This window comes from Ligilactobacillus ubinensis, from assembly GCF_024160875.1.
In the GTDB taxonomy this organism is placed as follows: Bacteria; Bacillota; Bacilli; order Lactobacillales; family Lactobacillaceae; genus Ligilactobacillus; species Ligilactobacillus ubinensis.
The window spans coordinates 59,459-75,184 of the sequence record NZ_JAIULA010000007.1; the positions used below are offsets into that span (position 1 = coordinate 59,459).

At 32.8% G+C, this 15,726-nt stretch carries 16 protein-coding genes and 1 riboswitch; of the genes, 13 read left to right on the forward strand and 3 right to left on the reverse strand.

Annotation, left to right across the window (positions count from 1 at the left end):
- Nucleotides 1-30: 30 nt before the first annotated feature.
- From LB941_RS04860 to LB941_RS04890, 7 genes are all read left to right on the forward strand, one after another.
- On the forward strand, nucleotides 31-1,029 hold the full coding sequence (locus LB941_RS04860) for a LacI family DNA-binding transcriptional regulator (protein ID WP_425270491.1): 999 nt from the start codon (nucleotides 31-33) through the stop codon (nucleotides 1,027-1,029).
- Between the two features lie 54 nt (nucleotides 1,030-1,083).
- Nucleotides 1,084-1,182: riboswitch (purine riboswitch) on the forward strand.
- Between the two features lie 66 nt (nucleotides 1,183-1,248).
- Nucleotides 1,249-1,836 (forward strand): xanthine phosphoribosyltransferase, encoded by a 588-nt coding sequence (locus LB941_RS04865; protein WP_253359970.1) that lies wholly within the window; start codon nucleotides 1,249-1,251, stop codon nucleotides 1,834-1,836.
- The gene (locus LB941_RS04870; RefSeq protein ID WP_253359972.1) at nucleotides 1,829-3,124 is read left to right on the forward strand and encodes a nucleobase:cation symporter-2 family protein; all 1,296 of its coding nucleotides are present in this window, start codon (nucleotides 1,829-1,831) and stop codon (nucleotides 3,122-3,124) included. Before LB941_RS04865 ends, LB941_RS04870 begins: the two co-directional genes overlap by 8 nt.
- Nucleotides 3,125-3,370: 246 nt before the next feature.
- A complete protein-coding gene (locus tag LB941_RS04875; RefSeq protein ID WP_253359973.1) occupies nucleotides 3,371-3,847 on the forward strand; it encodes a PTS sugar transporter subunit IIA in 477 nt (158 codons plus the stop codon).
- A gap of 30 nt (nucleotides 3,848-3,877) precedes the next feature.
- A complete protein-coding gene (locus tag LB941_RS04880) occupies nucleotides 3,878-4,708 on the forward strand; it encodes a PRD domain-containing protein (RefSeq protein WP_253359974.1) in 831 nt (276 codons plus the stop codon).
- 13 nt (nucleotides 4,709-4,721) lie between these two features.
- On the forward strand, nucleotides 4,722-6,164 hold the full coding sequence (locus LB941_RS04885; RefSeq protein WP_253359975.1) for a PTS transporter subunit EIIC: 1,443 nt from the start codon (nucleotides 4,722-4,724) through the stop codon (nucleotides 6,162-6,164).
- Nucleotides 6,161-6,916: a ChbG/HpnK family deacetylase gene (locus LB941_RS04890; protein ID WP_253359976.1), complete on the forward strand. Its 756-nt coding sequence runs from the start codon at nucleotides 6,161-6,163 to the stop codon at nucleotides 6,914-6,916. The genes LB941_RS04885 and LB941_RS04890 overlap by 4 nt, the downstream gene beginning before the upstream one ends.
- A 172-nt stretch (nucleotides 6,917-7,088) precedes the next feature.
- On the opposite strand, the gene LB941_RS04895 is transcribed toward LB941_RS04890, so the two are convergent.
- A complete protein-coding gene (locus LB941_RS04895) occupies nucleotides 7,089-8,069 on the reverse strand; it encodes a Gfo/Idh/MocA family protein (protein ID WP_253359977.1) in 981 nt (326 codons plus the stop codon).
- Nucleotides 8,056-8,745 (reverse strand): ribose 5-phosphate isomerase A, encoded by a 690-nt coding sequence (rpiA, locus tag LB941_RS04900; RefSeq protein WP_341869223.1) that lies wholly within the window; start codon nucleotides 8,743-8,745, stop codon nucleotides 8,056-8,058. Before rpiA ends, LB941_RS04895 begins: the two co-directional genes overlap by 14 nt.
- Nucleotides 8,746-8,917: 172 nt before the next feature.
- Between rpiA and LB941_RS04905 the strand changes: the two genes are divergently transcribed.
- From LB941_RS04905 to LB941_RS04925, 5 genes are all read left to right on the forward strand, one after another.
- Nucleotides 8,918-9,763 carry a MurR/RpiR family transcriptional regulator gene (locus tag LB941_RS04905; protein WP_253359981.1) on the forward strand — a complete coding sequence of 282 codons (846 nt, stop codon included), beginning with the start codon at nucleotides 8,918-8,920 and terminating at the stop codon, nucleotides 9,761-9,763.
- 21 nt (nucleotides 9,764-9,784) lie between these two features.
- Complete coding sequence (locus LB941_RS04910) at nucleotides 9,785-10,756, forward strand: alcohol dehydrogenase catalytic domain-containing protein (RefSeq protein ID WP_253359982.1); 972 nt, start codon at nucleotides 9,785-9,787, stop codon at nucleotides 10,754-10,756.
- 65 nt (nucleotides 10,757-10,821) lie between these two features.
- Entirely contained in the window at nucleotides 10,822-11,898 is a 1,077-nt protein-coding gene (locus LB941_RS04915) for a YdcF family protein (RefSeq protein ID WP_253359983.1), read from the forward strand.
- A 156-nt stretch (nucleotides 11,899-12,054) separates the two neighbouring features.
- Nucleotides 12,055-13,326 (forward strand): L-cysteine desulfidase family protein, encoded by a 1,272-nt coding sequence (locus LB941_RS04920; protein WP_253359984.1) that lies wholly within the window; start codon nucleotides 12,055-12,057, stop codon nucleotides 13,324-13,326.
- Nucleotides 13,327-13,376: 50 nt separating this feature from the next.
- Nucleotides 13,377-13,940, forward strand: coding sequence for a histidine phosphatase family protein (locus LB941_RS04925; protein ID WP_253360031.1), 564 nt, complete (start codon nucleotides 13,377-13,379; stop codon nucleotides 13,938-13,940).
- A gap of 185 nt (nucleotides 13,941-14,125) precedes the next feature.
- On the opposite strand, the gene LB941_RS04930 is transcribed toward LB941_RS04925, so the two are convergent.
- Complete coding sequence (locus tag LB941_RS04930; protein WP_253359985.1) at nucleotides 14,126-14,965, reverse strand: methyl-accepting chemotaxis protein; 840 nt, start codon at nucleotides 14,963-14,965, stop codon at nucleotides 14,126-14,128.
- A 338-nt stretch (nucleotides 14,966-15,303) separates the two neighbouring features.
- On the opposite strand from LB941_RS04930, the gene LB941_RS04935 reads away from it, so the two are divergent.
- On the forward strand, nucleotides 15,304-15,495 hold the full coding sequence (locus LB941_RS04935; protein ID WP_253359986.1) for a hypothetical protein: 192 nt from the start codon (nucleotides 15,304-15,306) through the stop codon (nucleotides 15,493-15,495).
- The last annotated feature ends 231 nt before the right edge of the window (nucleotides 15,496-15,726 follow it).

The window sequence follows — 15,726 nt, forward strand, 5'->3', positions numbered from 1 at the left end:
CAATGAATTCTTTAATTGGGGATGAACGAGGTGAAACACACATTAAAAGATGTAGCTGAAAAAGCAGGTGTATCATTAACAACTGTTTCACGTGTGATTAATAAACGTGGTTATTTTTCTAAAGCAACAGAAGCACGTATCTTTGCAGCTATGAAAGAATTGAATTATTATCCTAATTCAGTTGCGCGGTCATTATCAGGTAAGAAAACAAAGTTAATCGGAGTGATTTTAACAAATACACACAATCCGTTTAATGCAGAATTACTAGAGAAGATTGAAACGGAACTGTTTAATCGAGAATATAAAACAATTATTGCTAATAGTTTAGATAATCCACAAAAAGAACGATCATATATTAGTTTGTTGCAATCAAATCAAGTCGATGGTTTGATAACGGCATCACATAATACAATCATTAATGATTATCACCAATTAACTTTACCAGTTGTTTCTTTTGATAGGTATTTTGGTTCGCATATTCCAACAGTTAGTTCAGATAATTTTTTAGGTGGTCAAACAGCAGCAAAGGTTTTACTCGAAGGTGGAGCGCGCAGATTATTACTATTTTCTGGAGAGATTAGTGATACTAATCCTACCTCTGATCGAATGAATGGTTTTATGGATATATGTCTGAAAAGGAAAATAGTACCTGAAATTCAAGGTGTTCCTAGTGATGCAACATCAAATTTTAGGAAAATGCTAATTCACCAAGCGATAACACAGCATCATCCAGATGGAATTATGTGTACTGATGATGCAACTGCTTTGTTGGTGATGAGGGAGTTAAAACAGTTGAACTTGAGAATTCCAAGTGATGTTCAAGTCGTAGGTTATGATGGAAGTGATTTTATTTTACAAACATTTCCTGAATTGTCAACAATTGTTCAACCATTAGATGATTTAGCAAAAACAATGGTTAATTTATTACTAAACAAAATAGACCAACCTGATGTACTACAAGAACGACAATATATTTTTCCGATAACATTCCATCGGGGAACGACAACTAAATTTATTGATACAGAATAATCTAAATACCCAAAACACGAATGAACAGCGTTGAAAAAAAGATTAATGTATGGTAATCTTTTAAAGTGTTCTACTTATATAATGTCATAATATGGATGACGAGTTTCTACCTAAAACCGTAAATTTTAGACTATAAGTAAAAAAGCTGTTTATATACATGGCTTCTTTTACTGTCGATAACTGTAAAAGAAGCTATTTTTATTAAAGGAGAGTTATAAATTGAAGTTATTAGAGGATCGAATTCGTGAAGATGGGCTAGTTCTTCCAGGAAATGTTTTAAAAGTAAATCAATTTTTGAATCATCAGATTGATCCAGAGTTGATGTATGCATTGGCAGAAGAATTTGTTAAATTATATAAAGATGAAAAAATAACGAAAATTTTGACAATTGAGGCATCGGGAATCGCACCTGCAATTATGACGGGATTATTATTGCGTGTGCCGGTTTTGTTTGCACGTAAGCAAAAAAGTTCAACAATGAATGAGGGTTTGTATACAGCAGAAGTATACTCATATACTAAAAAAGTAAAAAATACGGTTTCTGTTGATGAGAAATTTTTGAAAAAAGAAGACCGAGTTTTAATTATTGATGATTTTTTGGCTAATGGACAAGCGGTGCAAGGATTGATTGAAATTTGTCATGAAGCTCACGCTGATATTGTTGGTGTTGGAATTGCGATTGAAAAGTCATTTCAAGAAGGGGCAGAGTTAATTAGAAATCAAGGGGTTCGTCTTGAATCTTTAGCTAGAATTTCATCATTTGCAGATAATAAAGTTCATTTTGTGGAGGATGCGGATAATGAGTAACAATTCTTTTAAAGAAGTTAGTCATAGCAAAGCAGCTGTTTTAGGTTTACAGCACTTATTAGCAATGTATTCTGGTGCGGTTGCTGTACCGTTATTGATTGGAGCTGCTCTGAACTTTAATAGTACACAAATGACCTACCTAGTTTCAATTGATATTTTTATGTGCGGGCTAGCAACATTCTTACAATTATTACGGAATCGTTATTTTGGAATAGGATTACCTGTAATTTTAGGTTGTGCAATTCAAGCAGTGGAACCATTGAAGATGATTGGTAAGGAATTTTCGATTGGAACAATGTACGGAGCAATTATTGTAGCAGGTATTTTTGTTTTTCTAGTAGCAGGTCAATTTGCAAAAATCAAAAAATTATTTCCACCAGTAGTTACAGGATCACTAATTACGGTTATAGGTCTAACCTTAATTCCTATTGCAATTCAAAACATTGGTGGTGGTGACTCAACTGCAAAATCATTTGGCAGTTTACAAAATCTCTTTTTGGGCTTTGTCACAATTGTTATTATTTTAGCAATTCAAGTTTGGGGACGAGGCTTTATTGGAACAATCGCTGTTTTAATTGGATTAGTTACAGGCACGCTAGTTGCAGCATTATTAGGTCAAGTATCACTTTCACCTATTACTGAAGCAGCATGGTTTCATATTCCACAGCCTTTTTATTTTGGTGCTCCTCAATTTGAATGGTCATCCTCACTAACAATGATTATCATTGCACTGGTGTCAATGGTTGAATCTACAGGCGTATTTTTTGCTTTAGGTAATGTTTTAAATAGAAAAATTTCTGCTGATGATTTAAAAAAGGGATATCGTGCAGAAGGAATAGCAGTTATTTTAGGTGGTATCTTCAATACCTTTCCGTATACAACTTTTTCACAAAATGTTGGGTTACTACAATTATCTGGAATTAAGACGAAACGTCCAATTTATTGGTCAGCTGTTTTATTGATGGTAATGGGTCTTTTGCCTAAAATAGGTGCAGTTGCCACAATTATTCCAACACCTGTACTTGGAGGAGCAATGCTAGTTATGTTTGCAATGATTAGTGTGCAAGGAATTCGTATTTTATTAGATGTTGATTTTTCAGATCAAAGGAATATTTTGATTGTCGCAGTTGCTGTTGGAATGGGATTAGGCGTCTCGGTTTATCCAAGTATTTTCCAATTCATGCCAAAATCAGCACAGTTATTTTTAGGTAATGGAATTGTAATTGCAAGTATAACCTCAGTTTTATTAAACGTTATTTTTAAAGGGAAAGACGGTTTAACCGAATAATGTATGGAGAAGATAGATTGATTTTAATTATCTATCTTTTTTGTTGTCTAATAGAACTATTTTTGGAAATGCTTAAAAAAACGCTTGCTTTTTAAATGTAATCCGCTTACAATTATGTTGTAATGATAATTTATATAGCGGATTGTAACTCTTGGAGGCATCACCGCAACTAAAAAATGTATTAAGTATAGTACATTTTAAGTTGCTGTGATGCTTTCTTTTTATTTGTAAGAAAGGAAGAGAAAAATGTTTAAGATATTTACTAAAAAAAATTTCATCGTATCGGCTCCAATTTCTGGCAGACTAATAGATTTAACAGAGATAGAAGATGAAGTATTTGCATCTAAAATGATGGGAGACGGTTTTGCTGTTAGACCAATAAATGGAAATAATCTTGTTATAGCCCCGGTTGAAGGAAAAATAGTCTCGGTGTCTACGACGCGTCATGCAGTTGGAATTGAAACAACTGATGGAATTGAAGTTTTAGTGCATGTTGGTATTGATACTGTAAGATTGCAAGGGAAAGGATTTAAGCTATACGTAGCGGACGGTCAAAAAGTCAAAAGAGGTGATAAGCTTATAGAATTTGATGAAAAAATAATGTCAGAAGAAAAATTGGATATGGCAATATTAACGATATTTGTTAAAGGATACGATAAAAAAGTTATTTTAGATAAGCAATATGGTCAAGAGGTGGCCTCAAATGAAGTCTTAATTCTATAATTCTTTTTTTGTGAAAGGATGGTTATAGTTTTGAAGGTTATAAAAAAGATCAATAATAATGTAGCCGTTTGTTTGGATAATAATGAAGAAGAATTGGTAGCTTTTGGTAAAGGAATTGGTTTTCCTAAAATACCATATGTCTTGAATGACATGTCCAAAATTGAGATAACGTTCTATCGTTTAAATTCGCAGAAGCTATTGCTACTAAAGGAAATTCCAGAAGATGTAGTTGAAATAAGCACAGAAATTGTAAAACTAGCACAAAGAAGAATAACCAAACGCTTAAATCCAAATATTATCTTTGGATTAGCGGATCATATAAACTTTGCACTCATTCGACAACAAAAATATAAAGATATAAAACTTCCCTTTGCATACGACATTAAAGAACTATATCCAACTGAATATGAGCTTGGTATTCAAGCAGTAAAATTAATTAGAAATAAAATAAATCCAAATTTTTCTAGTGATGAAGCTATTGCAATTGCTACACATTTTATTAATTCACAAGAAAATGGTGAACCTTCGGATTTAAATAGAGTTGTGTCTAGCATTATAAAGGAGACTACGATAATTATTGAAGAACATTTTAAGATAAAAATTAATGAGCAAGGTTTTTCCTATAATCGATTTAGTATCCATCTAAGATATTACATTAAAAGAATTCAAGAAAATAAACAAATTGAAGATGGAGCTAGTGAAGACTTGTTGAATACATTTCGCAAGAACGATTTTTCAATATATAAATGTACTATGGATATAGTTACAATGATTGATGAAAAATTAAATAGTATTAGTTCAAACGATGAGATGTTCTATTTGATGATATATGTTAAACGAATGATTTCAAAAACAGAATAAAGGAGTGAACAAAATGAATAATAAAAATAAAAAATATAGAGAAACTGCAGAGGCAATTTTAAAAAATGTTGGTGGTTCCGAGAATGTTGCTAGTGTAACGCATTGTATGACAAGGTTACGATTTAACTTGAAAGATATGAGTGTTCCAGATGATGGCACGGTAAAAAAAGTTAATGGTGTTTTGGGAACTATGCGTGCGGGTGGTCAATATCAAGTTGTTATTGGGCAAACTGTTAATGAAGTATACTCAGAGATTGTTGAAGCTGGTAATTTAACCCAAAGTGAACCTGTGGATGAAAATTTAGATGCACCGAAGGAAAAATTTTCATGGAAAAATTTAGGATCAACTATTTTAAATAAAGTTGCAGGAAGTTTAACGCCATTGATTCCTATGTTAATGGCAGCTTCAATCTTCAAAATGTTAGCAGCTGTTTTAGGCCCTAATATGCTAAATGTTATTGCCGCAAGTAGTGATTTATATAAGACATTTGTTTTTGTGGGGGATGCTGGTTTTTACTTCTTCCCAATTGTAATTGGATATACATCAGCCAAACAGTTTAAAACATCACCAATTTTAGGTATGTTTTTAGGAGCAATTATGTTGGATCCAAATTTGGTTAAAATAGTAGATGCTGGCAAAAGTTTTTCAATATACGGAATACCAATGCATTTAACTGATTATTCAAGTACAATAGTTCCAATTCTATTGTCAGTCTGGGTTATGTCTTATGTAGAACGTTTTTTTGAAAGAAAAATTCCAGCTTCGATTAGAACAATTTTTGCACCTACATTAACTGTTGCAGTGATGTTACCGGTTGTTCTTTGTGTTTTAGGTCCTTTGGGCGGATATATAGGAGATTATATCTGTAATGGTATTTTAGCATTTGGTAAAATGGGTGGAATAGCGACAGTACTTGGTGTAGCATTAATTGGTGCTTTATGGGAATTGTTGGTTATTACAGGAATGCATTTGGTAATGTTAAGTGCAATGATGTTGCTATTCTCACAAGGTGGCCATGATAATTTTGTTACTTTAGGAGCAGTTGCTGCAAGTATGGCTGTATCTGGAATGAGTTTAGGTGCTGCATTACGTATTAAGGATAAAGAACAAAAGTCATTGGCTTTAGGTTATTTAGTAGCAGGTCTGATTGGTGGAGTTACAGAACCAGCTTTATACGGAGTAGCTATTCGATATAAAAAACCTTTTATTGGGATGATGATTGGTGGCTTTTGCGGAGGACTTTATGCATCAATAACACACAGTACTGCATATGTACTAGTTCCCGTAGCTAATTTCCTATCATTGACTGCTTATGTTGGTGGATCAACTGCTAATATATTAAATGGAGTGATTAGTGGTGTAATAGCGTTTATAGTTGCAGCTATTGCAACTTATGTAATAGGAGTTAAAACAGATGAAGATATTTCTCTAAGTGAAAGAAGTGTTAATGTATGAAAAAAATGTTAATTAGAGCAGATGATTTAGGATATTCAAAAGCTGTTAATTATGGCATTTTTGAAAGTATTCATTCAGGTATAATCAACAATGTTGGAGTAATGGTAAATATGGAAGCTACATCACATGGATTAAATCTTATAAAAAAAGAAAATGTAGATTTAGGACTGCACACAGTTATTTGTGCAGGACGACCATTAACAAATCCAAAAGATATTTCTAGTATTGTTGACGAAAGAGGCTTTTTTAAAAATTCTAGTACTTATCGAAGTGCTAATAAGGATTTTGTTAATTTAGATGAAGTAATGATTGAAATTGAAGCGCAATACCAAAGATTTATTCAGTTAATCGGACGCAAACCAGATTATTTTGAAGGACATGCAGTTGCAAGCCAGAACTTTGTAAAGGGAATGAAAATGATTGCTAAAAAGCACAAAGCACCGTATTTACCATTTGCATTTGGCACCAAAGTGACTTTTAAAAATACCACTTTGATGCCGGTAATGGAAAGTATGGAAGAAAATTATCAGCCTCAAGCGACTTTTTTTAAAGCAGTGTCACTTAGTTCTGAGTCAAGTGAAAATATTCCAATGATGATTTGTCATCCAGGTTATTTAGATGAATACATTTTGGAACATTCTAGTTTAAAAATTCCTCGTGTTAAAGAAGTTGAGATGCTATGTGCTGCAGAAACTAAGGAAGCTTGTCAAAAACAAAAAATTAAGTTAATTAGATATAGTGAGCTAACTTAATTTTCTACAATCACGAGAAAAAACATCTGAATTATGTTCAAATATTTAAAAGTCCACAAGTTTTCATAGAAATTTGAAAACTTGTGGACTTGATTGTATTTTTGTTAGAAGAATACTACTTTTGCGTTAATACAGGAACTATGCCTTTTGCTGTTTTTAATAGTTTTGTTAACTAGTCAAAAGGATATTTCATTCCCCAAGCGTTGCGAACACTATCTAAGATATGTGCAACATCGTGAGAAAGAGCTAAACGACCATCGTCTTGCCCAGTTGTAATATATTGCTGCATATCTAAAACTTCATATTGTAAGGCTTTATTAGTATCACCTGCACTTATTGTTTCGGTAGTTTGCTGATGAGCGTCTTGGGTGTAAGTTATTTTCGCATTTGTAGCTCTAGGGTAATTTTCAATTTCAATATAACCTTTAGTACCAGAAATAACACCACGTTTGGGTTGTTTTGCCCGTATTGACAAGGTAATTACAGCTAATTGTTCTTCGTTATTTTTAAGGATAATACCGGATTGTTCGTCAACGCCGGTTTCAAAGAATTTAACTGTTGTTAAAGTAGTGTTAGGCTGACTGGATAAAAACATACGAGCAAAGGCTGTTGCATAACCACCTATATCGAGTAACGCTCCACCTGCTAGATCTTTGTTGAAAAAGCGATTTTTAGGGTCGTAATCCTTGAGACTGCCAAAGTTGACTTGAACTAATTTGATTTCTCCAAGTTTTCCGGTGTTAATAAGTTGGTTAATTTGTTTAAAAAGAGGCATATGAAAGAGTGTAAAACCTTCTGTTAAAATCAATCCTTTTTCATGCGCAATTTCTTGTACTTCATCAAATTGACGAGCGTTGACAGTTATTGCTTTTTCGCAAAAAACATGTTTACCTGCTAACAAGGCTTCTTTGATATATTCATAATGAAAAGTATGTGGTGTAGCGATATAGATAATATCAATATTTTTGTCATTGAACATTTCTTTGGCATTTGAAAAGACTTTGGTTATTTTTTTTTCAGTAGCAAATTGTGTTAGTTTTTCCATATTTAAAGCAGTTACTCCATAAATGGAACCATTAACAGCATTAAGTGCATCTGCCATTTCATGTGCTATCCAGCCTGTACCTATAATTCCCCAATTATAATTTGTCATAAATATCATCCTTTCTAAGCGGTTTAACCTTACCATCTGGTGAGAATGTTAAAGCCATGGTAACTAGATTGTTGAAATAAGATGTTGCAACAACACCAGCAATTTCTTCTATTTCAGTAGCGATGTGCTGGATATCTGACCAGTCTTTAGCATAACAGTCGATTAAAAGATTATTGAGTGGTGTTTTAAAAAAGTCATTATGTTCTTTATCATAACGTAAAGAACAGTGATAACCTAATTTTTCGAGATAGTTTAGAGTATAGTCAGCAGCGGCAAAAACAACTTCAACTGTCAGTGGTATTTTCGTATTTAGAGTAGGGGTAAATCGATTTATAGGGGTTAGAATAATATATTCAGCTGCCTGATATGCATATAGTTTTTCGAAGAGATGAATACCACCGTTACTTTTAAGTGCGTTTAGCCGATAGTCAATAGCATCACAACCATCAAAGGCTAGGTCTATTTTTGAAATGTTTGAGATAGGTGTTATTGTTAATCCCAAATGTTCACACAATTTCTTGGTTTCTTGAGAAGGCGTACAGAAGGTTAGATTGAGCTTTTTTCTATCAGATAAGCTCTTAGCTAATTGTGCAACATTACTACCACCCCCAAGACTAATTGTCATATTTGGCTTAATTAAATTTAAAGCTGTTTCAATTACAGGTTTGATGTTAATTCCCCCTTATAAAAAGTTATTGTTTAGAAAATAATTTTCATATATAATAATATTGTGAAAATTAATTTTTGTCAATTGATTTGATTAGTATTTTATCAAAGATAAAGTTGTAGGCTAAACCTATTTTTTTGAGTTGGAGTATCATATAATAAATAGTACATAAGGAGGGGCAATGTTGAAAAAAAGTGATAGTATCATTGATGTTATTTATAGTCATTTGAGCGGTATGACTCAGACTGATGAAAAAATTGCCCAATTAATTTTAGATAATCCTAAAACGATAGTAGATTATACAATTTCAGAACTTGCGGATAAAGCAGAGGTTAGTGCAGCATCTGTATCCCGTTTTTGTAAAAACTTACAATTAGCTGGTTTTCATCAGTTAAAAATTGAAATTGCAAGAGTTTCTGAAAATAAAGCTAGTTACTATAAAAACTTTGCGATTGATAGTATTCAAAAAGCTTTAAGTAATATTGCAGATAATAAAAAAGCAGAAGTAACAAGAACATTAAGCAGTATAGAAACACGAGAAATAAAGCTAATTTTAAAATTACTTAATAATTGTCGTATTTTACAGGTAGCAGCTGAAGGAAATACGTATCCAGTTGCTGCTGATGCAATATACCGATTTAACCAAATCGGCCGATTGGCTATAGGTGCTGAATCGTGGCAAACAGCAATTGGGCAAACACTAAATTTAGGTAAAAAAGATGTATTATTGATAATATCTAATTCAGGGGAGTCAAAAACGTTATTAAAGCAAATCTCAATTGCCCAAAAAAATAATATGAAAATTATAGCAATTACCAATAGAAGTGATTCTCCAATTGCGCTTAAGGCTGATTTTCATATTCAAACAGCTGTAAGGCAACGAGTATTACAATCAGAATATTATTTTTCGCGTGTGGCTGCAATGACAGCAGTTGAAGCACTTTTTTTACTTTTAATTGCAGATGATGATCAGCGAGTAGAGTTAATACGGAAGCATGAGTTATTAATTTCAGATAGTAAAATATAAATATAGTGTATGGAGGTTTCTTTGAAAAAATCATTTTATTTCGATTCATTTGGTGAACCTAAGAAAAAGATAAAGCATGCTTTATTTGTGGTTGAAGCGTTAGATGAAGATGAAGTTTTAGTAGAGATGCGAATGTTTCCAGTTAATCCATCAGATTTAGTACCTATAACAGGGGCTTATGCAGCTAGAATAAAATTACCTAAATTCATAGGATATGAAGGGGTAGGTATCGTTACTGCTGTAGGTGCTAAGGTACCGCAAAAATATCTTGGAAAGCGGGTTTTACCATTAAGAGGAGAGGGGACGTGGCAAACCCTTGTCAAAACAAAATTGGAATATATTGTTGAAGTTCCCACAAAAATTAGCGATGTTGATGCTGCAAGATTATATATAAATCCTTTAACAGCTACATTAATTGTGAATAGAGTTTTAAGAATTAAAAGCGGGACAAAGATTTTATTAGATGGCGGTTTCTCTAATTTAAACTTTCTATTTTTACAAATGTTGACAAAAATAGGGTGTCAAGTAGATGCAATAGCTCGTTCTATTGAATCAAAAGTTAACTTACAAACTTATGGCTGTCAAAATGTTTTTTCACTAAACGAATTTAAAGCAAATAGGTCTGATAAAACATATGATTATGTTATTGATTCTGTTGGAGGAAAAACAGGACAAGCTGCCTTTAATGCAACTAGAAAAGAAGGTACTTTTTTAAGTGTAGGCTTACTTTCAGGTGAACAAATAGATTCTAAAGTTTTTTCACAAGCGAATAAGCCTAAAATTGAGTTATTTTATTTACGTCATTGGAATGCAAAGTTATCCAATCAAGCGTGGCACTTTATGCTACAAGAAATAATGACAGCTGTTTTGCAAAAAAAACTATTGCTATCACCTAACTATGCTGTGCATAGTATAGAAAAATTGGAAAATAACTTGGAACTATTGCAACTGCATATTAAGGTACTTATTAGATGTCATCCGAATAACAGTTAAGTTTACTTGTATAGGGATAGTTAGCTTTGTTATGATAGAGATATATTTTATAGGAGGGTTAGGTTATGCATATTAATATAGGCATAATTATAGTTTGTGGAACGTGGATAGCGTTTTTAATCGTTGTTGCACTATTATTTTTAAGCTTAAAGCGAAATAAATTTCGTTTATTGAATGGAATATTAGGGAATACAGCACTACTTTTATTAATTGCAGCAGGATCTTTTTCAATTTTGCATAGTCAAATTATTTGGCTAGAAGATTTGATGTTGGTTGTTGCAGCAATCGTTATTATTCCAATTATATTATTGTATTTTTCATTAGGTATTTTATTATTATGGAATGCCGTAATTGTTTGGCGCCGAGAAAGTCATTCGCTAGGGAACATGTTAACGTTGATTTTGGGTATTTTACTTGTGATTAGTCCATTGTTTTTTGACTTTTTGAAGATGGTTTTACCTGGACCAATTGCACAGGCTATAATAAACACGATTGTATTTTTTGCAGCATATGCGGCCTTTTGGTTATTAAATTTCATTACGTCATTCTTGATTACAAGATTATCACGACCTAAGTGGGATAAACAGTATATCATTGTGTTAGGATCAGGTCTGATAAATGGAAATAAAGTATCTCCTTTACTAGCTTCGCGTATATTAAGAGCAAAAGAATTTTATGAGCAGCAAGTTAAGCGAACTAATCTAAAGCCAGTAATTATATTTTCCGGTGGTCAAGGTGCAAATGAAACAATGTCTGAAGGACAAGCAATGAAAGAGTATGCAATGGCTAACGGAATGGCAGACTATGATTTAGTTGCAGAAACCGAATCAAAAAACACCTATCAAAACATGCTATTTTCTAAAAAGATTGTGGAAAAGCGTGGTCTTGATCTTCAAAAGGGTATCTTTGCAACAAGTGACTATCATACTTTTAGAGCAGCTGGATATGCAAGGTATGTTGGTCTAAATATTGATGGAATCGGTGCAAAAACGAGTAAGTTTTTTATTCCAAATGCATTTATCAGAGAATACATTGCAATCTTGATGAATCATAAAGTTTTTCATATTGCCGCGCTAACTATATTTGTAATTACAAATATAGCAGTTACAATATTAGATGCTAAGATAAATGGTGGTTTTTAGCGGAAATAAAAACACTAATTTTTTATTTAATTTAAGAAATATGTTTAATTAAGCTATGATGTCAGCTATTATATAGTTATGCATTATAGCTTTTTTATTATCATTTTTATTTTGAAGAAAAAAATTTACGTTATTTTAAAAAGACGGTGATCAATTATGGGAAATATGAAAGAACAATTTGTGCAGGCTTTAAGAGCAGGTGTAGTACCTGCTACCGGGTGTACGGAACCAGTAGCTATAGCACTAGCGGCTGCAAAGGCAATGGAATATGTTGATGAAAAAATTGCAGAAATATTGGTTGAAGTTTCGCCCAATGTGATGAAAAATGCACTGGCTGTCATGGTTCCAGGAACTGGAGAACCAGGCCTTTTAATTGCAGCAGCTGCTGGAGCTATTGCAGGAGATGCCACAGCTGGTCTAAGTGTTATAGCTGATGTACCGGCAAATAAAGTTGATGAAATTAAGCAGTTGGCGCATTCAGGTAAAGTTAGAGCTAAAGTAGCGTTAGTTCCGGATGATTTATTTGTACAAGTAACAATTAAGACAGTTGCGAAAAATACTGTTGTTGTTGCAATCGCAGGTGGACATACAAATATTTATCTAGTTAGAAAAAATGAGCAATACATAGTAAAAGAGAAACGACCTGCGGCACATCAAGTTTCTAAAAACAGTACTTTTTTGAGGCAATGTCATTTTAAGGATATCTGGAATTTTGCAGTTGAAGTAGATTGTGCTGAAATCACTTTTATGCAAAAGGCGGGGGACTTAAACATGGCACTTGCTAGAGAAGGTTTAGAGAAAGACTACGGTATTTCTCTAGGTGATAGTTTAAAAGAAGCTGCTAAGAATGATTTAAGTAACAAGATAATAGCATATGCAGCTGCCGCTTCAGATGCACGAATGGGTGGAGCGCAATTGCCAGCAATGTCAAATTCTGGATCAGGAAATCAGGGAATTACCGCAACTGTTCCTGTATGTGTGTTGGCTGAAAACATGGCTGTTAGCTCTGAAAAATTAACTAGAGCTTTGACATTATCACATTTAACTGCTTTATACATACATTCATTTTTACCGGTATTATCAGCATTTTGTGCAACGGCTTCAGCTGCAATGGGGGCGGCTGCTGGATCAATTTATTTGAAAACTGGCAGTTATCAGCAAGCGTGTAATGCTATAAAAAACATGTGTGGTGATGCAGTTGGAATGGTTTGTGATGGAGCAGGTTGTTCTTGTGCAATGAAAGTTGCAACTTCAGTTTCAGCGATGACGCGTGCGGTAAATCTGGCTTTAAATGGAGTTACAATTCCAGCATCAAATGGATTAGTGTGTGAAGATATAGATAAAACATTACATGGAATCGGTGATTTAGCGACTATTGGGTTAAAAGAAACAGATAAAGTAATATTAGAAACAATGTTAAATAAATAAAAATGTTGTTTTAGTTTTGTTTGATAAAGGGAGGAAGCACTTTGAAAAAAATGTATTTGGTACGCCATGGACAAACTCGATTTAATGCTCTTCGAAAAATTCAAGGAGTATGTGATTCACCGTTAACTGAAAAGGGAATAAAGCAAGCCACGGCACTACGAAAATATTTTGAAAAAATAAAGATAGATAATTGTTACTGTTCTACTTCAGAAAGAACTTCAGATACTTTAGAATTAATAACAAAGCAACCTTATACACGATTAAAGCAATTAAAAGAAATGGATTTTGGCCTTTTTGAAGGAGAAAGTGAAAACTTAAATCCAGCGCGGGAACGCTATAATAATTTTTTTGTTGATTATGGTGGAGAAGCTGCAGAACATGTTGAAAAAAGAATGGTAGAATGTTGCACAAAGATTATGGAGCAAACTGAAAATCAGCAGGTTTTAGTTGTTTCGCATGGTGGCGCTTGTACTAATTTCTTAAATCATTGGACAACTGATAGTGAAATGGCAGAAATCTTGAAAAATGGAGTAGGGAACTGCAATATATTTGAATATGAGTTTGATCAAATGACTAAAAAATTTAAGTTTGTAGATTTAATTACTGAGGTTTAGCTAGACTTACTTGTAAATGAGAAAATATGCTCATTAATTTTCCATATAGGATTATTAATGGGCATATTTTAAACTGGTTAAAAATAAATTTTAAGCTATTGATGATATTGGAAAAACCTGGAATTACATCGCGTTTTAAAAGAAAAGATAGCTAAAATATTATTTTTGATTTTGCGTTAGCTGAACTATAAAGAATTAGCAAGATCTTCCATCAATTTAGCAACTTCATTTAATTCTTCCATAGAGGCCAGAACTTCTTCAGTAGCCGCTGATTGGTCACCTAATGTATTGACAGAAGATTTTAAATTAGTGGAAAAGTCAGATACCTGTTGATTCATTTCAGATAACACTGAATCAATTTCACTGATTGAATTAGCTGTATTTGTAGAAAGTTTTCTAATTTCCTGAGCTATAACCCCGAATCCAGCTGATTGTGTAGATGTTGTATGGGCTGCTGCAATTGCAGCATTAATACCTAGCATGTTTATTCTTTGTGAAACAGAACGGATAAAAGTAACCACTTTTTTAATATCTTCCATTTTTCTAACTGTCATTTCAGCTGACTTTGATAGTTCTTGATTGGTTTGATCCAGTGATTGGGCGCCATTTGCAATTTCATTAATAGCAACTGTTGTTTGCTCTAATGCAGCAGCTAAAGAATGAGCTTTTTCAAGTACTTGATGCTTACGTTTCAAGCTCTTACCAATAACTAAGATTCCAATTAGATGTTCATTATTTATAATAGGGAATGCAAATGATTGAAAAGCGACACCATAAACTTCTTTACCAACTTCACGAATGACTGGCTTTTTTGAGACTAGAGCATCATGGACGGCACCACCAGTTGGAACAGGATCGCCAATTCCAAGTTGCATGGGGATTTCTTGATGTGGAATAACACTAATGAATTTTTCAGTATCAGCAAGTCCTACAGAAATTGCATCTTTGAAAAGTTGTGGAAAAAGATTCATTATTTTTTGATATGTAATTAGTAATTCTTGATCGCTGATTTCTTTTGTTGCCATTGATATCCAACCTTCTTTTTAGCTTTAAGAGCAGATATACTCTCTATGTATATATCGGTTATATAATTCATAAGTTAATAAAATAAATAAAAACTTATTTTTTATAGTAGTAGATATTAAAAAACAATGTGACATTTAATGAATTTTACGTAAAAGATAAACTGTAAAAAAATTATATAATTATGTGTGCTTTCTTATGCTATAGGTGTATAATAATACCAAGAATTAAGTAAGAAAACTTATTTTTTTCGAGTGACATTTTTTATGAAGTGGTAGTGTGGTAGTTAATTATAAATGGACGGATAATTTATCGGTTTATTATTAAGAGGTGAAGCATAATGATTATACGAATAATTGGTGTCATATTTACAATGATTGGTGTATGGGAATTTTATTCTGTACGCAAAACAATTGAAACTGTAAGACAAACTAAAGGAGCAGCCACTACAGGTTGGATGCCACGAGCTTTATGGGGTGGTATGTCTTTTGGAATAATTATAGTTATTGTAGGGATAGCAATGATAATTTGATTTTTTGTAAGCGCATTATCTTTGCTAAATCTAACAGATGATTGTGTGTCATAATTCAAGAGAAAATGGACACAGCTATCAAAGATGGGGCTTTATCATAAGTCCTGAAATAAAAACTAGTCTATGATAATTTTTAGTTTTTCATAGACTGGTTTTTTATATTAGAGGAAAATATTAATTATTTCTATGTTCTATTGGAAATATCTTTTTAACCTAGATAAGAAGGTGAGG

Excerpts from the sequence above, each read along its gene's own strand:
- LB941_RS04870 (WP_253359972.1), top strand. The coding sequence starts at position 1,829 with ATGAGTAACAATTCTTTTAAAGAAGTTAGTCATAGCAAAGCAGCTGTT.
- LB941_RS04875 (WP_253359973.1), top strand. The coding sequence starts at position 3,371 with ATGTTTAAGATATTTACTAAAAAAAATTTCATCGTATCGGCTCCAATT.
- LB941_RS04885 (WP_253359975.1), top strand. The coding sequence starts at position 4,722 with ATGAATAATAAAAATAAAAAATATAGAGAAACTGCAGAGGCAATTTTA.
- LB941_RS04890 (WP_253359976.1), top strand. The coding sequence starts at position 6,161 with ATGAAAAAAATGTTAATTAGAGCAGATGATTTAGGATATTCAAAAGCT.
- LB941_RS04895 (WP_253359977.1), bottom strand. The coding sequence starts at position 8,069 with ATGACAAATTATAATTGGGGAATTATAGGTACAGGCTGGATAGCACAT.
- LB941_RS04905 (WP_253359981.1), top strand. The coding sequence starts at position 8,918 with ATGTTGAAAAAAAGTGATAGTATCATTGATGTTATTTATAGTCATTTG.
- LB941_RS04915 (WP_253359983.1), top strand. The coding sequence starts at position 10,822 with ATGCATATTAATATAGGCATAATTATAGTTTGTGGAACGTGGATAGCG.
- LB941_RS04920 (WP_253359984.1), top strand. The coding sequence starts at position 12,055 with ATGGGAAATATGAAAGAACAATTTGTGCAGGCTTTAAGAGCAGGTGTA.
- LB941_RS04925 (WP_253360031.1), top strand. The coding sequence starts at position 13,377 with ATGTATTTGGTACGCCATGGACAAACTCGATTTAATGCTCTTCGAAAA.
- LB941_RS04930 (WP_253359985.1), bottom strand. The coding sequence starts at position 14,965 with ATGGCAACAAAAGAAATCAGCGATCAAGAATTACTAATTACATATCAA.
- LB941_RS04935 (WP_253359986.1), top strand. The coding sequence starts at position 15,304 with ATGATTATACGAATAATTGGTGTCATATTTACAATGATTGGTGTATGG.